Here is a 17,836-nt window from a genome sequence, read left to right as displayed (position 1 = left end):
ACAACGCTCCTTTCAAGATCAGTTTTTATCAGGTGGGATAATTCCTCCAGCCTGCTTCTTGAGCTTCTCCACCGCCTTAAAATAGGCTGCAGCCATTGCCTTAGGGGCTCTGGTTTCCATACCCATTTCCTTTGCGTTGGCAAGCTCCGCTTCTTTGTCAGAAATAAACATAACCTCCGTAGGATCAACATCTGCATCCGTAATATAAGCCAGCATTGTATCCATCATATTTTTCCCACCATAGGAAAAGCAGAAATCCTCAAACATTCCGGGTCTGTGCTCGGAACACCAGCTGGCTTTCATGCCCTCTTCACCCTCAAGAGGTCCATCAAAAAGAAGCAGCTTACATTTATACCGTTCCTTCAGCATGCAAAGCTGCTTTACCAGCATCTCATTATTCATATCGTCATAATCTGCGAATATGATCTTTATCATTAAACAAACACCCTTGGCACTCTCTTGTTGATGTCACAGGTAAGCTCGTAGTTAAATCTTCCGGACAGATCTCCTAAAAATTCTGCAGTGATCTCCTCTCCGGTTGTCTTGTCTCTTCCAAGAAGCACAACCTCGTCTCCCTCCATAACATAGGGAACAGTCGAAACATCAACCATAAACTGGTCCATGCAAACCCTTCCGATAATGGGGGCATGATGACCGTTGATCAGTACATAACCTTTATTTGAAAGACTCCTTGGATATCCATCGCCGTATCCAACCGGAATCGTGGCAATCCTGGTTTCCTTAGTTGTCACATAGGTTCCGCCATAGCTTACAGGCGTCCCCTTGGGAACCTCCTTCACCATTACTATATGGCTGATCAGCTCCATAGCAGGCTTAAGGCTTATGATATCCTTTGGCACCTCATCAGAAGGCCACATGCCATACATTGTAACCCCGGCCCTTACCATATCCATGGAGGACTCAGGAACAGCAATAATGCTGGCTGAATTAGCACAGTGCTTGATAGGGATCTTATAGCCAAGCTCTGATTCAATTCTGTTCAGGAAGCCTTTAAATACATCTTCCCTCTCTCTTACATTGGTAAGGTCCTCTTCATCAGCCCTTGCAAAGTGTGTGAATACCCCCTCAACCTTTATGCCCTCCAGGGCCAGTACTTCTTTGACAAAAGAAATGCCATCATCATCGGGGGTTATTCCTATTCTGGACATTCCTGTATCCACTGCCAGATGTACAGGTGGCACCTCTGAAATGTCCCCCTTGTCCAAAAGCTCTTTTCCCAGATCGGATAGCTCTGATGCCATGTCCGGTCTGAAAACTGAAGGTCTGATGCCCTCCTTTAACATGCGCTCGTAAGCGTATGGGAAGGTATAGCCCAGGATCAGTATGGGCTTTTTCATCCCTGCATCTCTAAGTTCAAAGGCCTCTTCAGCTGTGGCTGTTGCGTAGCCCCAGATGTAATCCTTTGTCTCCAGATCCTTAGCGATCTCTACTGCTCCGTGGCCGTAGCCGTCTGTCTTGATAACTGCCATGATCTTAGTTCCGGCAGGTATATTATCTCTCATAGCCTCCAGATTATGCTCGATGGCCTTAAGGTCAATCTTTGCATAAACTCTTGGATGCTGCTGCGTCAATTCTTCCATTTCAATAATCCAACCTCAAGTTAGTATTTCAGGCAGGGCTGCTACTATGTCTGTGGCAACCATGGAATATCTTCCAGCTGTCTCAGCGGCCTTATCCCCTGCTCTTCCGTGGATATAGGCTCCGGCTGCTGCAATATCAAATCCAGACAGTCCGGGAAGGCAAAGAGCCCCAAGTATTCCTGAGAGCACATCTCCCGATCCGGCAGTTGCCATACCATCATTTCCACTAACATTAATATAAATCTTTTTTTCGTTGCTGTCAGCAACTATGCTCCGGGCGTCCTTACAAAGGACAGTTCCGTGGATCTTCCCTGCAAGTTCCCTTGGATACTCCAAAAGATGTTCCTTGCACTCTTTAATGGGCTTTCCCATAAGCCTTGAAAACTCGCCCATATGAGGAGTTAAGATAAGATTCTTTTTCCCGGTTGCAAAATTCTCTGCAAGGCGCATCAGCTCTTTATCTTCAGCCAGGATATTAAGAGCATCCGCATCCGTCACAAGGCTCTTGTCATAATATTCCAGCATCACGGTCAAAAGTTCTTTTCCCTTGGCAGCTGTACCAATGCCGGGACCAATGACCGCCTGGGTGGACCATTCCATCAAAAGCCTTAGCTTATCCATTACGGGTTCAAAGTCCTCGTAGGTTTCCAACATAGCTTCCGGTAAAAGAGTCTTCACCGCCTCGGCATTTTCCGCCGCAGTAAAGATCCTGACCATTCCTGCTCCTGCCTTAAGTGCTGCAGATGCAGCAAGGAGGCAGGCTCCGCTTATGTCCTTGGAACCAGCTACAATAAGGACCTTCCCATTAGTTCCCTTGTTGGAATCCTTCCTTCTTTCAGGCAAAAGAGCTAAGGGCTCTCCATCATGAAATACCGCCAAAGGCTCTTTTCCAAGAAAACTCTCCTTAGTGATGCCGGCATCAGCTACCACCAGCTCTCCGCAGTACTCACAGCCCGGATAAAGGATCTGGCCAAGCTTCACCTGATTAAAGGTTACGGTCATATCTGCCTTGACAGCAGCTTCAAAAACCTGGCCGGTATCAGCGCTTACGCCTGAGGGCATATCCACCGAGATCAGAAAAATATCTTTTCCCATTTCCTCTTTGCATTTCTCGGTATATTTAACTGCCTCCAGAGCATCTCCCACAAGAGGCCTGGAAAGCCCGATGCCAAATAGCGCATCAACTATGATATCAAAATCAAATCCGTTTTTTCGCTCCTGAAGCCCCAAAAAGGTCTCAGTTACAATACCGTACTTCTCAGCTATCCTCAGCTGTTTAAGAAGAAGGTCCGTGGTCTTGGTCATATCCCCAATAATGCACTGGGTAACAAGATATCCCCTGGTCTTTAGTATTCTGCCGATGCAGACTCCATCTCCGCCGTTATTGCCAACCCCGGCAAGGATCAGAACCCTGTAGGGTCTTACGGCGTTTCGCGCTTTTTTCCAATCCTCAATCCGGCTTACAACCTCAAGGGAAGCCCTCTCCATGAGAATAGCCGTATCAACGCCAAAAACCTCCGAGGTATTTCGGTCCATTATCTTCATTTCCTGGCTTGAAAGGGCGTATTTCAATTATTTATCCTCCCCAACTAAGTAAGGCTGCCACCGGGCAGCCTTTAATTCAATCCGTATACTCGCTCTCGTCCCCGGAAAGCGGCCTTCTGACTGGATGTCTTCTGTTCGGATCATATTTGATATCAAAGATATCGATGACCTCGGGACCAAATATCTGATGCATGTAGGAATAGAGATTATAGTTCTCCATTTCAGCTTCCTGGAGCCTTATGACGTTCTTCTTAAGCTCCACTCTCACTTTGGAGATCCACTCATCCAGGCCCTTGATGTATTCAGTATTTTCATGAAGGGTCTCGTAGCAGGCCTTCATGGTCTCAATCATAAGATTGTAGTCCACCTCATATATTTCCCTGGAGAGATCCAAAAGCTCGTCATCATATCCTTTGAGCTTATCGTTACACTCATTGATGAGCCTGGTTCTTTCAGATATTTCTTTTTCTATTGCAGGTGAATTGCCTGCCTTGTTGGCCTGATCCCTAAGGGGCACGATCTCGGAAAGAAGCGTCTTTTTAAGCTTCTTGATCCTCTTGGTCTCCATGCGGATCTTGCCGTCACGCTCAACTAAAGCATTCAGTTCATCCGCCAGCTTTTCAATCTCAGGGGTCATCTCTGTCTGGGTAAACAGCTGATGCCACTTATTGTCCAGCGTCAGGATAGGGATACTCTTCCCCTCCAGTGCGGAGCTGTACACTCTATCATCTCTAGCCATCAGTTTCTCTCACTACGGTCTAATAGTTTTTTCGTACCTGCTTATATTATACGATAATTTCATCAAACTGTCAGATAAATGTACATTTTCTACCTGAATATTGTTAGGAACATCCAGATCAACGTGGGCAAAGTTCCATATAGCCTTGATTCCACACTGTGCAAGCTTATGTGCCATAGGCACAGCCTGATCCTTAGGAATGGTAAGAACAGCGATTTCAATATCATTAGCCCTTACAAACTCCTCCACCTCATCGATGGGTCTTACCTCCACGTCCCTTATCATGGTTCCGTAAAGGTCAGGATTGCAATCGAAAGCTCCCTTGAACACAAAACCTCTTCTGGTGAAGTTGGTATAACCGGCAATGGCCTTTCCAAGGTGGCCTGCGCCGATGATGACCAGAGAGTGCTGTCTGTCGATTCCAAGGATCTTACTGATCTCGTCATAGAGATAGTTTACATTGTAGCCGTAACCCTGCTGTCCAAAGCCACCGAAATTATTGAAGTCCTGTCTTATCTGGGAAGCTGTGACCTTCATGATGTCTGATAGTTCCTGGGATGAGATCCTCTCAACACCCTTTTCCTTAAGGTCCCCCAGGTATCTAAAGTAACGAGGCAATCTTGAAATGACCGCCTGAGATATTTCTTTATCCGCCATAACAATCTCCAAAAAGTTATAAGTTTGTTAAGTAAAACACAATTACATTATACGGGTGCGTTAAATAAATGTCAATTCTGGAAAAGCACAAAAAATCCCCCAACCATGGGATTTTCAGGGCCGGGGGAAAAGAAATTTTTATGGTACTTATGGCTTGAAATAGCTGATAGTTTCCTGCATGTCTCCAGCCAGTTCCTGAAGCTTTCCAGCAGACTCTGTAATAATTGCAAAGGTTGCGTTAAGTTCCTGCATGGAGGCGTTTGTTTCCTCGGAAGATGCTGCATTTTCTTCGGAAATAGCTGACAGATCGGAAATGATCTCAACCAGCTTATCCTTTGCATTTGTCAGCTGTTCAATATGACCTGCAATAGAGTCAGTTGAATTGGATACGTTGACAACGTTATCTGCCATGCTCTGCATGTTGGACTTGGTGTCATCCAACTGCTCTGACTGCTGAGCAAAATTGGCATTGAGCTTCTGCATTACTTCTACTGAAGCCTCGGAATCAGCCACAAGCTTTTCAACGATCTTCTTGATCTCCTCAGCGGAATTACTACTCTGTACAGCCAACTGTCCGATCTCAGTAGCAACAACTGCAAATCCCTTTCCTGCATCTCCTGCTCTTGCAGCCTCGATGGAAGCATTGAGAGAAAGGAGGTTGGTCTGGGATGCGATCTCTGTGATAGCCTGTGAGAACTTGGAGATCTCTTTTGCTGATTCGTTTGTAGAATCTATGGTCTGACCGATTTCCTGAACGGAAGCCTGTACCTCTGTACTCTGGGAAATAAGCTTTTCAAGAGCTTCCATAGCAGCCTCACAGGAGGTCTTCATCTCACTTGCGTAAGCATTGAGTTCCTCAACGTTGTCAGATACTTCATCAATATCTTTTCCGATAGCCTGTGTATTTCCTGCTGCAGTCTCAACGCTCTCAGCCTGGCTTACAGCACCCTTTGAAATCTCATCTACTGCCTCGCTTACCTGGCTTGATGCGTTGGATGCCTGGGAAGCTGAGTCGGAAAGCTCCGCTCCAGAGCGCTTCAGCTCACTGGACATATCCATGGTTGTTCTGATAACTTCGCCAAGCTTTTCTGAAAGGGTCCTGGCACCATCTGCAAGAAGTCCGATCTCATCATTTCTGTCAATGGAGGTCTCATCAATATTGAGGTTCAGCTGACCCTGAGAAAGAAGTCCCAGTTCATCAGCGATTGCTCTCATCTTTCCGGAGGACTTGTTTGCAACAACAATACCAACCGTTGATGTAGCTATTGTAATGATAAGGGAAATGATCACCATCTGAATTATGATCTGCATGATCTTGGTCTTTACGGAATCACTCTCTCTTCCTGCAAATACCATTCCTACAGCAGTTCCATCGCTGTTGAACAGAGGTGCATAGTAACAATAATAGTTTTCAGAAGTACCTGCAGGAATAGCCTTTAAAAAGTATTCCTGTTTGCTTCCAATAACATGAGATTTAACCGTATCTGATATGTTATAGCCAATAGCTTTATTTCCACTGCTGTCCTTCAATGTGGTAACTACTCTCTCAGTACCATAGAAAATAGAGTACTCGATTCCGGTCCCAGCTTTGAGCTGATCCATGATTTCCTCATACTCTGCCATGATGTCTTCTTCGCCCTTATATACACGGCCATCCACCATGGACCAGTCGCCATCCCAGACATTCTCCATCTCGCTGCCAATCTGCTTAACCGCAACTTTCAGCTCTTCCTGAACCAAGTTGTTATAGGTTTTACTAATTTCAATACCACTCATGATTGTAAGAGCTGTGGCAACTGCTACAATAGCAGCAACTGCAGCAAATATGAGCTTTTGGATCAGTTTACCCTTTCTTTCTCTGATTTCCATGGAAGCCTCCTTATCTCAAAAACATATTCTGTATTATGTGACAACTTCCTCATAATATCATGAATTAATTATACAATTTTTCGTTGCATAAGCGCGCAGCTCTTTATTAAATTTTGATAAAAAGGATTCGGTTTTAAGGTACAGACGTGAGTACATGTTACCATTCACGGTTTGGGGAAGCGATGCCCACAGGGAAGGGGAGAGTCTGGGAAAGCCGCGAGCAACAACTAAAAACACAAAATCTGAGCGTAGCAGCAAGCTGAAGAATTCATGTTCCATAAGCATTAGCACCTTCCAGCCTGCCCACGGACCCCAGGACGGCTCCTGAGTTTTCTCAGCTGTTATTTCCATTTCCTCACCGTACGCAAACGAAACGTTTCTTTAACATTCCTGCAGTTTTTATAATATTACGCATGCTCGCTTGCAGGGCTTTATAATGATGCATGCCTCAAATGGTCATGGGGGTGCATTGCACCCAAGAGGGTTATGGAGCTACTCTCTCAAGGCGCGCTGGAAAACTATAATCTCTTACAGGTGACGAGCGCGCTTTGAAGAGATGGCTCCATAACCCTCTTTGTGCTCGCCTTGCGAGCCATGACCATTTTATTATACGTATATGAACAGCCCTGCTTCGGACATCTCTCGCATGCGAGTTAAAAACTGCATTGGAAAGCTAAGAAACTGGCGTTTGCTATTTGGAGGACTCGGAAATGAAAACAAGCAGCTTCAAAAGCCAATGAGCCGTCGGTCCGTAGGATGGAAGGTGCTAAGACTTACGACCATGAATTCCAGCGAGCCGGTCCGGGAAGATTTTGGTTTTTTTGTTGCGGGAAGCTTTCCCAGACTCTCCCCTTCCCTGTGGGCATCGCTTCCCCAAACCGTGAATGGTAACGAGTACATCGCTCCTACGGTTTACAAGCAGGAGAAAAAGGATTATCATTCAGAATGTTCGAAAAATAAGAAGAATCAGGTAATTAATATGAATTCAACCATTATGTCTTTAATAGAAAATGTAGGTCTTATAGCCTTTGCAATATCAGGAGCAGTTGTTGCTGCCAGGAAGGATATGGATATATTCGGAATAAACCTTTTGGCCCTTGTAACAGCCACAGGTGGCGGACTTATCCGTGACCTTATCATTGACAGGACTCCTCCTGTTATGTTTGTGACCCCATCCTATACCATTATCACCCTGATAACAGCCAATATCGCATTTCTGATCATGTACTTTAAAAGGCCTATCCCCAAGGGAATCACTCCCATCTATGACAGGCTTCTTTTCTGGCTTGACACCCTGGGCCTTGCAGCCTTTACCGTAGACGGTATCTTTGCAGGAATTGACGCAGGTTACGGAGATAACCTGTTCCTTATTGCATTTGTAGGAATCCTGACAGGAATAGGCGGCGGAATCATCCGCGATGTCTTCGCAGATAAGATACCCGCCGTCCTTATCAAACACGTTTATGCAATTGCCTGCATCGCAGGAAGTATCGTTACCGTGTTCCTATGGAAGTATACAGGAAACGATGTTCTGAGCACCGTGGCAGGATTTGTCACCATCGTACTGCTGCGCTTCCTCGCCATGCACTTCGAGTGGAACCTTCCAACTGTACATCTTCAAGAATAAAGTCTTCGTATCTTTTACTTTGCTTTCTCCTTAATTGCCTTAAGCTCATCCACTGAAAATGTGTAGGCCTTGTTGCAGAAGTGGCATTTTATCTCAATTTCTTTTCCTTCGTCGATCATGTCCTGGATCTCTTTCTTACCGATAAGCATCAGGGCACGCTCTACTCTGTCCTTGTCGCAGTTACAGTAGAAATCCAGGTCAAGTTTATCTGTGATCTCCACATCAAATCCATCAAGAACAATGTTAAGGAGTTCTTCCGGAGTCTTTCCTGCCTTTAAAATATCAGTAACTGAGGTGAACTTCTGAAGGTTCTCCTCAAGATGAGAGATGGTAACTTCATCTGCAAAAGGCATAAGCTGGATAATAAAGCCCCCAGCTGCTATTACTGAAAGATTCTCCCTCTCAACCAAAACACCCAGGCCTACTGAAGATGGTGTCTGCTCTGACTTGGTGAAGTAGTAGGTAAGATCCTCCGCCACCTCTCCTGAATAAAGAGGAACCTGACCCACGTAAGGCTCTTTAAGTCCCATGTCTCTGATAACAGTAAGAGTTCCCTCTCCGATTCCACCGCCTACGTTAAGGTGTCCGGAAGCATTGGGTTCCATGATGACGTAAGGGTTACTTACATAGCCCTTTACATGTCCCTGGTTATCCGCTGTTGCCAGCACTCCCTTAAGTGGTCCGTCGCCGTCCATCTTGACAGTAATAAGGTCATCCTCATTATCCATCATTGTGCCCATCATAACAGCACCTGTCATAAGCCTTCCAAGGGCTGCTGCCGCGATAGGTGAAAGACCGTGCGCCTTCCTTGCATACTCCGAAAGGTCTTTTGTTGTAGCAGCAAAGGCCCTTATCTGTGCATTTCCTGCTGTTGCTCTTACCATGTAATCCTTATATTCCAATTGTAATTCCTACTTTCTATTAACTATTTATCTTCCGGCTATTGCGCCGTAGCACTCCGGCCTTCTGTCCCTGAAAAGTCCCCAGGAAAGGCGATTTTTGAGATTCTCGTGGAAATCATACTCTGCATAGATGATCTCCTCTTTGTCTCTGGAGGCCTTCGCGATGCACTCTCCGGTCTCATCTGTAAGAAAACTTGTGCCGTAAAAGCAAAGGCTTGAGGACTGACCACCGTTCTCCTCGGAAGGAGTAACCACTTCAGTTCCAATACGGTTTGCTGCTGCCACAGGAATAATGTTGGCTGCAGAATGTCCCTGCATAGTCCTCATCCAGTGGCCTGAGCTGTCCACATTAAGAATGGGCTCAGAGCCAATAGCTGTAGGATAAAGAATAATATCTGCGCCTCCAAGTGTAAGACATCTTGCTGTTTCCGGGAACCACTGATCCCAGCAGATACCAATTCCCACTTTACCGTAAGCAGTATCAAAGACCTTAAAGCCTGTATTTCCTGGAATAAAATAGAACTTCTCCTGATAATAGTGATCATCCGGGATATGAGTCTTCCTATACACTCCTAAAAGCTTCCCGTCAGCATCTATCATCACCACAGAGTTATAAAGCTCATTCCCATCCTTCTCGTAAATACTGACGGGCATAACAAGCTGTAGCTCCGCGCAAAGCTCCTGAAAAAACTTTACCGCCGGGTTCTCTAAGATGTGAGTTGCCATCTCATAGTACTCATAGCGCCTCTCCTGGCAGAAGTACTTTCTCTCAAAGAGCTCAGACAAAAGAACTATCTTAGCCCCATTGGCTGCTGCCTCTCTGGTAAGTTCTCCCGCCTTTTCTATATTTCTTTTAACCTGCTCCTCATCTGATGGGGCCACTTCGCCGCATGCAAACTGGACGCAGGCAACTTTCACTTTGTTAGACATATTCAAATCCTCGATATATTAGTTCTCCGGAACCTGCTGGGTGATGCAGTGGATATTTCCACCACCAAGAAGTATGGCTCTTGCATCAATACCGATTATCTCTCTGTCCGGCAAAAGAGCTTTAAGTGTATCCAAAGCCGCCTTGTCACTATCCTCGTTTTTGCCGCCAAACTGTGGCACCAGTACAGCCCCGTTTATGAAGTAACAATTCACGTAGCTGGCAGCAAGGCGCTCTCCCACTTCACGGACATCCTCACCCTCTTCAAACTCAAAGTTCTTAAGGTCCTCTTCATTTACCAGAACAGGGTACTTGGGAATATTGAGCCTGTGCACTTTGAGCTTCCTGCCCTTTGCATCTGTAACACTCTCAAGATACTCAAGATCCTTAAGGGACATCTCGTACTGAGGGTCCTCTTTATTATCAGTCCAGGCAAGGACAACCTCGCCGGGCTTTATAAAAGCACATACATTGTCTACGTGCTCATTGGTCTCATCGTTGTAGATTCCATAGGGAAGCCATAAGACCTTCTCTACTCCAAGATATTCCTTGAGGTTTTCTTCTATCTGTTCCCTGGTCAGCTCCGGATTTCTTCCCATGCTAAGAAGGCAGCTCTCAGTAACCATGACAGTTCCTTCACCGTCACAGTGGATACTTCCGCCTTCAAGGACAAAAGGAGCAGCATCATAATAGTCAATCTCGCACATGTCACAGAAAGCCTTGGCTACTTTGTCATCCTTATCCCAGGAAGCATATAGGCCGTCCACCTCTCCGCCCCAGGCATTAAAGCTCCAGTTAACGGCTCTGATGTCCTGACCATCCTGTATAAGGAACGTAGGTCCCACATCTCTTGCCCAGGCGTCATCAGAATCTATAGGCAGCACAAGGCAACGGTCCTCAAAGCCCTCCTGATCAAGATCTTCAAGTCCCTGGATCTCATCGCCGTCCTTAGCCACCACGTGCTGTTCCTTTGAATAGCCTCTGGCATCGATGTAGTCTTCAATGATACCATCCACAAACTTCCTGGCTTCTTCCCAGTGTTCCCTGTCAGCTAAAAGATATAGATTCTCCCTTCGAAGGATCTCCAGAAAGATCTTTCCAAAGGCCTCAAGAGCCTCTGTTCTGTCTTTCCCCCAGCTTCCCGGTCTTGTGGGATAGATCATGATGGTTCCGTCATGCTTTGAAAACTCGGCAGGCATGAAGTAGCCGTCCTGTCTGGGTGTGTTATCTGTGATATTATTCATAGTTCTTTTCCCTCATGTACATTCGCAAAACGTATATGGGTCAACAGGTCCTATTACAATCTTGTCTTAAAATCCTCGTATCCAAAGTGCCTTAGCACTTCTACCTGACCGTCCTCCTTTAGAAGGGCAAGGTCAGGAAGTGGCATTCCATTAAAGGTGTTGTTCTTTACAAAGCTGTAGATTGCCATATCCTCAAAGTACAGCCTGTCTCCCACCTTCTTTTCTTCTTCAAAACTGTAATCACCGATGATATCTCCTGCAAGGCAGGTGCGGGAGGAAAGACGATAGGTGTAGTTCATCTCTCCGGGTTGCTCCGAACTCATAAGAGGTGGCCTGTAGGGCATCTCCAGTACGTCCGGCATGTGACAGGCAGCTGAGGTATCAAGGATAAGTACAGGCATTCTATCAGTATCTACCACATCCATAACAGTGGTTACAAGGTAACCTGCTTCTAAGGCTATAGCCTCTCCCGGCTCAAGATAAACATCTATTCCGTACTTGTCCCTTATGTAGCTGACAAGCCTTATAAGTCCTTCTCTGTCGTAATCCTCTCTGGTGATATGATGTCCACCTCCAAGGTTGATCCACTTGATCCTGTTACCCTCCTGGGTTGAAGTATATTCCTCATCAACTCCAGATGGAATGTCCTGGAAGCTTTTGCCTCCATCCAGGGCTTCCAGATCATCTATGGATTCAGAAGTGTCATCAAACTCTTCCTCATCATAGCCCAGAGCCTTATATACATAGCCGTCATAGTCCTCGGCTATCCTTGGCTGTGGGAAGAATCTAAAGAAATCTCTCTCCACCTTAAGGAAAGTCTCCTCAAGAGGTTCAAATCCCTGCTCACAAAGGTTATGGAAATGAAGTCCCTCAACTCCCTCAGGAAGCGTCTCTGGCATAAGGGCATTTCTTATTCCAAGCCTGGATCCTGAAGAACAGGGATCATAGATCTCCACAGTATCCTCAGAGCTGTATTCGGGATTTATACGTAGTCCCACGGAAAGTCTCTTTTCCTGTACTGCCTTCTCCCAGACGCTCCTGTGCTTCTCAAGCTGGGCCATGGAATTAAAGACGATGTGGTCGCAGATATTGCACAGCTCCTCCATCTCGTCATCCTTAAAGGCAGGCTCGTAGACGTGGTTCTCGCACTCTTTTTCCCTGAACTTAAACTCCTCATGGGCAAGTCTAGCTTCATAAAGACCTGAAGCTGTAGCTCCGGTCAGATACTCCGCAACTATTGGATAAGTCTGATATGCGGAGTAAGCCTTCTGGGCAAGAAGTATCTTGGCCCCGGACTTCTCCTCTATATCCTTAAGTATCTGCAGATTCTCCCTGAGTTTCTTCTCCACAATGACGTAGGCAGGGGAAGGAATTTCTTTTATGTTCATAATCACCTCACCAGGATTTATTATTCTACCTCTACTGGGTTCTCATCAACTACCCATGGAAGTCCGTATTCACCCAGCATATCCATGTATGGATCGGGATCAAACTCATCAGTTGTGTACACACCTGGCTTCTTCCACTTGCCCTCAAGAACAAGTGCTGTTCCGATCATGGCAGGAACGCCTGTTGTATAGCTGATAGCCTGGCTTCCAAGCTCCTTGTAGCACTCCTGGTGGTCGCAGACGTTGTAGATGTAGATCACCTTATCTTTTCCGTCCTTCTTACCACGGATAATGCATCCTATATTGGTCTTTCCAACTGTTCTTGGACCAAGGGATGCAGGATCAGGAAGAAGTGCCTTTAAGAACTGGATAGGAACAATATCTTTTCCCTCAAACTTAATAGGTGTTGTGGAGAGCATTCCCACATCCTCAAGGCATCTCATGTGATCCAGGTATGACTGGCCAAAGGTCATGAAGAAACGGATTCTCTTGATCTCAGGAAAGTTTCTTCCAAGGGCCTCAATCTCCTCGTGGTGCAAAAGATACATATCCTTCTGTCCAACTTCAGGGAAGTTATATTCTCTCTTGATCTCCATGGGCTTTGTCTCAACCCAGTGACCGTTCTCCCAGTAACTTCCGTTTGCAGAAACTTCGCGAAGGTTTATCTCAGGGTTAAAGTTTGTTGCAAATGCATAACCGTGATCGCCGCCGTTGCAGTCAAGAATATCTACTGTCTCGATCTCATCGAAATAGTGCTTCTTGGCATAAGCTGTAAACACGCTGGTTACGCCTGGGTCAAAGCCTGTTCCAAGAAGACCTGTGATTCCTGCATCCTTGAACTTATCCATATAAGCCCACTGATAGCTGTAGTCGAAGTAAGCAGTAAAGCCCTTCTCCTTACACCTCTTTTCATAAGCAGCGCGCCATACAGGCTCATCTGTGTCCTCAGGCTCGTAATTTGCTGTATCAATGTAGTCCACCTTGCACTCAAGGCAGGCATCCATAATAGTAAGATCCTGATAAGGCAGGGCAACGTTCAACACTGCATCAGGCTGATACTCCTTTATAAGCTTAACAAGATCATTAACGTCATCTGCATTAACGGTAGCTGTGGTGATCTTTACAGGTGTTCCCTGCTTCTCCAGTTTTTCTTTTAATGCATCGCACTTGCTGACTGTTCTGCTGGCCAGGCACATCTCTGTAAATACCTTGCTGTTCTGGGCGCACTTCTGTATTGCAACCTGGGCAACTCCGCCACAACCTATAACTAAAAGTTTACTCATTTCTATTCTCCTTTCTTTAACCAGATAACACAGATTGCTCCGTGCTTCGCACTCTCGCAGTGGTTTCTTACTTATGACCGTGTTATCTAGACATGTCCTCCTCTTCCTGAAGTAGATCTTCAACGTATTTGGGTAGCATGAAAGCTCCCTTGTGAAGATGTGTTGTATAGTACCAGGTCTTTATTCCTCTCTCATCCCATCTATCAGGATTGAAATCCTTAAGAGGGTGATACTTCTTGCTGGCAAATCCAAAGAGCCAGTAACCTGCCGGGCAGGTAGGAATGTGTGCCTGGTAGACACGGTTTACAGGAAATACCCTGAAAGCCTTCCTGTGCATGGCTCTGCAGCTCTCCTCGTCCTCATCATAGAAGGGACTTCCGTGCTGGTAAACCATTATGCCGTCGTCGTGAAGGGCCTTGTAGCAGCTTCCATAGAACTCTTTTGTGAAAAGACCTGCTTCATGCCCCAAAGGCTCTGTAGCATCATTTATGATAAGGTCGTACATATCCTCGCACTTCCGCAGGTACTTAAGTCCGTCCTGGTAAAAGATATGCACCCTGTCGTCCTCAAGTCCTATGGCGTTATCAGGAAAATACTGCTTGCACACATCCACAAACATTGAGTCCGGCTCAACCACGTCGATTACCTTTATCTCATCATAGTGGGTCAGCTCTCTTGCAACACCTCCGTCGCCGCCACCAAGAACCAGTACTCTCTGGACCTTTGGATGAACTGCCATGGGTACGTGGACGATCATCTCATCGTAGGTGAACTCATCCTTCTCGGAGAAGATGATGTTACCATCGGAAGCAAGAAATTTGCCGAACTCCGGTGAATCAAACACATCTATCCTTTGAAATTCGCTGGTTCCGGAAAAGAGCTGTTTAGCCAGCCTGATGCTTATCTTTACATTTCCGGTATGCATATCGCTGAACCAATAATCCATCTCTGCCATCAGATGTCATCTCCTTTACTTTAGTACTAAGAGTTCGGAAATATCCTCACTCTCCGGGCCCTGCATGGAGCAGCCCTTCTCCATTGCTGTCTGTATGTAGTCCAAAATCTCTTCTGTGATCATCTCTCCAGGGGAAATGATAGGTATTCCCGGAGGATAGCACATAACTGACTCTGCGCTTATTCTTCCAACTGCCTCTTTTAACGGAACAGGCTCTTTTTCCGCATAGAAGGCCTCCTGGGGAGTTGCCTTAACTACTGGAGTTACGTATTCCGCGGAAAAGAACTTTTGCTCAGGCTTACTATACAGCCTTCTGATATCAGCTAACGCTCCGGCAAGTCTTTCAATGTCAGGGAGCCTGTCACCAATGGAGATATAGGCCATAACGTTACTTAAGTCTCCAAACTCCATCTGAATGTCGTACTCATCCCTTAAAAGGTCATATACTTCAATTCCTGTAAGGCCGATTTTCCTTGTATTAACAACCAGTTTGGTCTCATCAAAGTCAAAGATACTTCCGCCGTTTTTCAGCTCATTACCGTAGGCATAATATCCACCTATCTCATTTATCTCTTCCCTGGCGTACTGGGCCATGTGAGTAACCTTCTCAAAGCTGTCCCTTCCGTTAAGAGCCAGGTTCCTTCTTGATATATCAAGGCTTCCAAGAAGAAGGTAGCTGGCAGAGGTTGTCTGAGTAAGGTTCACCACTCTGCTTATATAACCAACGTTCGCATCTGGTCCGCAAAGGAGGATGGAACTCTGGGTAAGACTTCCTCCTGATTTATGCATACTGATAGCCGCCATATCAGCTCCGGCTGCCATGGCATTTAAGGGAAGGTTTGGCCCAAAGTAAAGATGGGTACCATGTGCTTCATCAACTAAAGCCTTCATGCCACTTCTATGAGCCAGATCTACTATACTCTTTAAGTCTGAACAGATTCCGTAATAAGACGGATTGTTAATAAGTATTGCCTTGGCATCAGGGTTTTCCCTTACTGCCTTTTCAACATCTTTTATCTCCATTCCCAAAGGGATTCCAAGATTCACATCAACCTTTGGGTCAATATATACAGGAACTGCTCCGCAAAGGATAAGAGCGTTGATAGCACTCTTATGAACATTCCTTGGCATGATGATCTTCTCTCCGGCCTTCACCTGGGAAAGAACCATAGCCTGTACTGCGCTGGTGGTTCCATTTACCATCATAAAGGCATGAGCAGCTCCGAAGGCATCTGCCATCAGCTCCTCTGCTTCCTTTATAACTGAAACCGGATGGCAAAGGTTATCCAGAGGCTTCATGGAATTAACATCAATTCCAACGCACCTGTCTCCCAGAAACCTTACCAGTTCTGCATTTCCTCTTCCTCTTTTATGTCCGGGAACATCAAAGGGTACAACCCTCTGCTTCCTGAACCTCTCTAAAGCCTCATAAATCGGGGCTTTTCTCTGCTTTTCAAGATCCAACTAAAAATCCTCCAAACCGTAAACTCTACCAAAATAACCATACTATAAAACTGCGCAATAGAAAAGGGTTTCGCGCAAATTATACGCCCATAAAAAGCGTTAATGGATCAATTTCCACTAACGCTTTTTAAGAAGCTAATTATTTATCGTACTTTGCTTTAAAGTACTTGATAAGTGGCTGTGCGGAGAGTTCTTTTCCGCAGACTTTCTCGAGCACTTCGCTTGAGATACGGGTTGAACCGTACTGGTGGATGTTTTCCTTAAGCCACTTTGTGATCTTCTTGATGTCTCCTGCTGCAAGGATGTCGTCTATGCTGCCAAGGTCCTTCTCGATAGCTTCGAGGAACATTCCATCGTAGATGCTTCCAAGAAGGTATGATGGGAAGTAGCCAAAGCTTCCGTCTGACCAGTGCATATCCTGAAGGACGCCATGGGCATCATCAGGTGGTGTGATTCCAAGGAGTTCTTCCATCTTCTTATTCCATACTGCCGGAAGATCTTTTACCTGAACTTTTCCATCAAAGATCTCGCGCTCTATCTCATATCTTAAGATAACATGTAAGCAGTAGGTGAGCTCATCTGCTTCTGTTCTGATAAAGCTTCTCTGAACGGAGTTGATCTCTGCTACGAATTCCTCTAAAGTAACATCCTTAAGCTCAGGGATAAACTCAATCATCTTAGGCCAGATGGGCTTCCAGAAGTTGATATTTCTTCCAAGGATGTTCTCGTAGAATCTGGACTGGCTCTCATGAAGTCCCATGTAGCCTATCCTGGAGCCGGCTGTTCCATCGTACTTGTGATCAACGTTCTGCTCGAAGATAGCATGACCACCCTCGTGGATAGCACTGAATATGGGCTCAATGAAGGCATTCTCTTTGTAATGGTTAGTAACTCTCACGTCGTAGAGGTTCATGTTTGTGGTGAATGGATGCTCAGTCTCACCAAGGGCGATCCTGTTCATATCCATTCCCATGTACTCAATGAGGAATTCACAGACCTTCTTCTGAACATGTGCAGGTACAAAGAAGGTGAACTTGCTGTGATCAGGCTGTGGACGTGCTGTAACCTTCTCAACAAGTGGAACCAGCTCTTTTCTCAGCTCACCAAATACCCTGTCTATAGTCTCCTGAGTCATGCCTTCCTCGTACTGGTCGATAAGAGCGTCATAAACCTTCTTGTCAGGATTGGTATAACCCTGGTATTTCTTAACTGCATCAATGACTGCCTCAAGGTCCTTTTCATACATGGAAAAGTCATTATTTTGCTTAGCCTTAGGCCATGTAATACTTGCCTTGGTGGTGGTCTTTACGTACTCCTCAAAAAAGTCCGCCGGAACCCTTCTGAGCTTATCCAGATCTCTCTTTGTACGGCTGATGTCAAACTTCATCACATCGTCAAGCTTCTCAAACTCTTCAGGTTCAGAGAGCTTGCTGACCAGCTCGTAAGCTTCATCGCTGGTAGAGAGCTTGAAGGACTCAGTAGAAAAATATGTAATTGCCTCTGAAAGCTTCTCCATAGCTCCGTCAGGGGCTGTAGTCTCCATGTCCCAATGCATAAGGGATGTGGCGTGTGCCAGATACCCCAGCTTCTTGTTGATCTCCTGGTACTGTTCAAGTAATGTCATGTTGTCTTCT

At 45.8% G+C, this 17,836-nt stretch carries 15 protein-coding genes; 1 reads left to right on the top strand and 14 read right to left on the bottom strand.

Going from position 1 to position 17,836, the window contains the following annotated elements:
- Positions 1-18: 18 nt before the first annotated feature.
- The 6 genes from BO18_RS34895 to BO18_RS13585 form a co-directional block, all read right to left on the bottom strand.
- On the bottom strand, positions 19-435 hold the full coding sequence (locus tag BO18_RS34895) for a hypothetical protein (RefSeq protein WP_034446821.1): 417 nt from the start codon (positions 433-435) through the stop codon (positions 19-21).
- Positions 435-1,601: an alanine racemase gene (gene alr, locus BO18_RS13605; protein WP_034446819.1), complete on the bottom strand. Its 1,167-nt coding sequence runs from the start codon at positions 1,599-1,601 to the stop codon at positions 435-437. The genes BO18_RS34895 and alr overlap by 1 nt, the downstream gene beginning before the upstream one ends.
- A 15-nt stretch (positions 1,602-1,616) precedes the next feature.
- Positions 1,617-3,173, bottom strand: a complete 1,557-nt coding sequence (locus tag BO18_RS13600) for a bifunctional ADP-dependent NAD(P)H-hydrate dehydratase/NAD(P)H-hydrate epimerase (RefSeq protein WP_034446818.1) — start codon at positions 3,171-3,173, stop codon at positions 1,617-1,619.
- A gap of 49 nt (positions 3,174-3,222) precedes the next feature.
- Positions 3,223-3,885 (bottom strand): hypothetical protein, encoded by a 663-nt coding sequence (locus tag BO18_RS13595; protein WP_034446816.1) that lies wholly within the window; start codon positions 3,883-3,885, stop codon positions 3,223-3,225.
- A 12-nt stretch (positions 3,886-3,897) separates the two neighbouring features.
- Positions 3,898-4,542, bottom strand: coding sequence for a redox-sensing transcriptional repressor Rex (locus BO18_RS13590; protein ID WP_034446815.1), 645 nt, complete (start codon positions 4,540-4,542; stop codon positions 3,898-3,900).
- Positions 4,543-4,689: 147 nt separating this feature from the next.
- Positions 4,690-6,411, bottom strand: coding sequence for a methyl-accepting chemotaxis protein (locus tag BO18_RS13585; protein WP_034446814.1), 1,722 nt, complete (start codon positions 6,409-6,411; stop codon positions 4,690-4,692).
- Positions 6,412-7,057: 646 nt separating this feature from the next.
- Between BO18_RS13585 and BO18_RS13575 the strand changes: the two genes are divergently transcribed.
- Positions 7,058-8,038, top strand: coding sequence for a trimeric intracellular cation channel family protein (locus tag BO18_RS13575; RefSeq protein ID WP_242856561.1), 981 nt, complete (start codon positions 7,058-7,060; stop codon positions 8,036-8,038).
- 14 nt (positions 8,039-8,052) lie between these two features.
- Here the strand turns inward: BO18_RS13575 and hslO are convergent, their stop codons facing one another.
- From hslO to BO18_RS13535, 8 genes are all read right to left on the bottom strand, one after another.
- Positions 8,053-8,922, bottom strand: a complete 870-nt coding sequence (hslO, locus tag BO18_RS13570) for an Hsp33 family molecular chaperone HslO (protein WP_034447363.1) — start codon at positions 8,920-8,922, stop codon at positions 8,053-8,055.
- 45 nt (positions 8,923-8,967) lie between these two features.
- Positions 8,968-9,870 carry an N-carbamoylputrescine amidase gene (gene aguB, locus BO18_RS13565; protein WP_081861024.1) on the bottom strand — a complete coding sequence of 301 codons (903 nt, stop codon included), beginning with the start codon at positions 9,868-9,870 and terminating at the stop codon, positions 8,968-8,970.
- A gap of 18 nt (positions 9,871-9,888) precedes the next feature.
- On the bottom strand, positions 9,889-11,112 hold the full coding sequence (gene aguA / locus BO18_RS13560) for an agmatine deiminase (protein WP_034446811.1): 1,224 nt from the start codon (positions 11,110-11,112) through the stop codon (positions 9,889-9,891).
- A gap of 53 nt (positions 11,113-11,165) precedes the next feature.
- The gene (locus BO18_RS35635) at positions 11,166-12,500 is read right to left on the bottom strand and encodes a carboxynorspermidine decarboxylase (protein WP_034446808.1); all 1,335 of its coding nucleotides are present in this window, start codon (positions 12,498-12,500) and stop codon (positions 11,166-11,168) included.
- Between the two features lie 20 nt (positions 12,501-12,520).
- Entirely contained in the window at positions 12,521-13,783 is a 1,263-nt protein-coding gene (locus BO18_RS13550) for a saccharopine dehydrogenase family protein (RefSeq protein WP_034446806.1), read from the bottom strand.
- A gap of 82 nt (positions 13,784-13,865) precedes the next feature.
- Entirely contained in the window at positions 13,866-14,729 is an 864-nt protein-coding gene (gene speE, locus BO18_RS13545) for a polyamine aminopropyltransferase (RefSeq protein WP_034447361.1), read from the bottom strand.
- Between the two features lie 24 nt (positions 14,730-14,753).
- Positions 14,754-16,202 (bottom strand): aminotransferase class I/II-fold pyridoxal phosphate-dependent enzyme, encoded by a 1,449-nt coding sequence (locus BO18_RS13540; protein WP_034446804.1) that lies wholly within the window; start codon positions 16,200-16,202, stop codon positions 14,754-14,756.
- A 139-nt stretch (positions 16,203-16,341) separates the two neighbouring features.
- Positions 16,342-17,826, bottom strand: coding sequence for a carboxypeptidase M32 (locus BO18_RS13535; protein ID WP_034446803.1), 1,485 nt, complete (start codon positions 17,824-17,826; stop codon positions 16,342-16,344).
- Between the last annotated feature and the right edge of the window lie 10 nt (positions 17,827-17,836).

It is taken from the genome of Butyrivibrio sp. AE2032, assembly GCF_000702965.1.
The sequence above is the reverse complement of the archived record's forward strand: the minus strand, read 5'-3'. Positions and strand labels throughout refer to the sequence as shown.

Coding starts and splice junctions, on each gene's coding strand:
- BO18_RS13590 (WP_034446815.1), bottom strand. CDS start 4,542: ATGGCGGATAAAGAAATATCTCAGGCGGTCATTTCAAGATTGCCTCGT.
- BO18_RS13550 (WP_034446806.1), bottom strand. CDS start 13,783: ATGAGTAAACTTTTAGTTATAGGTTGTGGCGGAGTTGCCCAGGTTGCA.
- BO18_RS13535 (WP_034446803.1), bottom strand. CDS start 17,826: ATGACATTACTTGAACAGTACCAGGAGATCAACAAGAAGCTGGGGTAT.
- BO18_RS34895 (WP_034446821.1), bottom strand. CDS start 435: ATGATAAAGATCATATTCGCAGATTATGACGATATGAATAATGAGATG.
- speE (WP_034447361.1), bottom strand. CDS start 14,729: ATGGATTATTGGTTCAGCGATATGCATACCGGAAATGTAAAGATAAGC.
- alr (WP_034446819.1), bottom strand. CDS start 1,601: ATGGAAGAATTGACGCAGCAGCATCCAAGAGTTTATGCAAAGATTGAC.
- aguA (WP_034446811.1), bottom strand. CDS start 11,112: ATGAATAATATCACAGATAACACACCCAGACAGGACGGCTACTTCATG.
- BO18_RS35635 (WP_034446808.1), bottom strand. CDS start 12,500: ATGAACATAAAAGAAATTCCTTCCCCTGCCTACGTCATTGTGGAGAAG.
- BO18_RS13595 (WP_034446816.1), bottom strand. CDS start 3,885: ATGGCTAGAGATGATAGAGTGTACAGCTCCGCACTGGAGGGGAAGAGT.
- BO18_RS13585 (WP_034446814.1), bottom strand. CDS start 6,411: ATGGAAATCAGAGAAAGAAAGGGTAAACTGATCCAAAAGCTCATATTT.
- hslO (WP_034447363.1), bottom strand. CDS start 8,922: ATGGTAAGAGCAACAGCAGGAAATGCACAGATAAGGGCCTTTGCTGCT.
- aguB (WP_081861024.1), bottom strand. CDS start 9,870: ATGTCTAACAAAGTGAAAGTTGCCTGCGTCCAGTTTGCATGCGGCGAA.
- BO18_RS13575 (WP_242856561.1), top strand. CDS start 7,058: ATGCGAGTTAAAAACTGCATTGGAAAGCTAAGAAACTGGCGTTTGCTA.